2 protein-coding genes are annotated in these 1,682 nt (G+C 48.0%); both read left to right on the forward strand.

Translation table 11 applies throughout. The features are described 5' to 3' along the window. A partial coding sequence (locus tag RMO79_RS18595; protein ID WP_310484731.1) for a circularly permuted type 2 ATP-grasp protein occupies positions 1-725 on the forward strand: 725 nt, incomplete at its 5' end. Between the two features lie 373 nt (positions 726-1,098). Then, a complete protein-coding gene (locus tag RMO79_RS18600; RefSeq protein WP_310484732.1) occupies positions 1,099-1,680 on the forward strand; it encodes a GNAT family N-acetyltransferase in 582 nt (193 codons plus the stop codon). The last annotated feature ends 2 nt before the right edge of the window (positions 1,681-1,682 follow it).

Here is a 1,682-nt window from a genome sequence, read left to right on the forward strand (position 1 = left end):
TTGAGCATTCCTTCCTAGCACGACAAATGGGCGTGCAGTTAGTCGAGTCGAGGGATTTGACGATCTCCGATGGGTTTTTAAAAATGCGAACCACCAAAGGCTTGCAACAGGTAGATGTGATCTATCGCCGCATCGATGATGAGTTTATCGATCCCCTCACTTTTAGGGCTGATTCGATGCTGGGGGTTCCTGGCTTGATGGATGTCTATCGGGCGGGGCGAGTCGCGATCGCAAATGCTCCAGGTACGGGCGTAGCAGATGATAAAGTGGTGTATGCTTACATGCCTGCGATCGTCAAATACTATCTGGATGAAGATCAAATTATCCCCAATGTGCCGACATATCAATGTTGGGAGCCGAAGCAACGCCAGTTTGTACTAGAGAATTTAGATAAATTAGTCGTCAAAGCCGCCGCCGAATCAGGGGGTTATGGGATGTTAATTGGCACTAAATCTACGGCGGAGGAGCGGAGCGAATTTGCAGCCAAGATTACGGCAGATCCGCGCAACTATATCGCCCAGCCGACGCTGTGTTTATCGCGGGTGCCGACGTTGCTCCCCGATGGTATCGATGGCAGACATGTGGATTTGCGCCCGTATATTCTCAATGGGCGGGATATCTATATCAATCCAGGTGGGTTGACGCGGGTGGCGTTGAAGGAGGGTTCGCTGGTGGTTAATTCTTCTCAGGGTGGGGGAACGAAGGATACTTGGGTAGTAAGGTAGAACAGCAAATTGTAGGTTGGGTTGAAGAATGTTGGCGTTGGCGGTAGCGGAGCGTTTGCCTTGCAATAGCCTGCCGTAGGCACAGCCTTTCCGTTCGCGTTGGCGATAGCCTACCGTTAGGTACAGCGTCTCGAAGAGAAGAGAAGGAAACAACCCAACAACCCAACTACAATTTATGAATGTTGGGTTTCTACCACGCCCATCTTTTTTAACCGCAGAGGCGCAGCGATTCGCGCACGCCTTTGTTTCCCGACGGTTTAGCGGCGTTTTTATTAGGGGGGTGCCCCCGCATAAAAAAAAGACAAGACAGCGAATCAAGACAGAGAACGCAGAGAGAAGAATAATAAGGGAAGTAAATATTTTAAATCAAAAAATGGCAGCATTAATCGAGTTTGAAACTGAGCGACTCCGCTTACGCCAATGGATAAAATCAGATCGAGAACCTTTTGCAAGGCTTAATGCAGATCCGCGAGTGATGGAATTTTTTCCTAGTATATTAGATAGAGCTGCTAGTGATGCGATGCTCGATCGATTGCAGACGTTAATAAATGAACGTGGTTGGGGTTTCTGGGCGGTAGAATCGAAACAAGACAACCAATTTATCGGTTTTGTCGGATTACACATCCCAAGCGCAGATCTACCGTTTTCGCCCTGTGTCGAAATCGGCTGGCGATTGGCGTTTGATTATTGGGGCAAAGGTTATGCCACCGAAGCGGCTCAGGCTGCGTTGAAAGTTGGATTTAATAGACTGGAGTTACCAGAGATCGTATCATTTACCGCTATTAATAATCATCGATCTAGTGCCGTCATGGAACGATTAGGAATGAATCGGGAGATTGAAACATTCGAGCATCCTAGCCTTCCCGTCGGGCATTTTCTTAAGGAACATTGTCTCTATCGATTATCGCGGGAAAAGTGGCGATCTAGTAATAGCTCAGGTAGGGACAATTCATGAAT

The sequence above is a fragment of the Chamaesiphon sp. VAR_48_metabat_403 genome (genome assembly GCF_031422475.1).
In the GTDB taxonomy this organism is placed as follows: domain Bacteria; phylum Cyanobacteriota; class Cyanobacteriia; order Cyanobacteriales; family Chamaesiphonaceae; genus Chamaesiphon.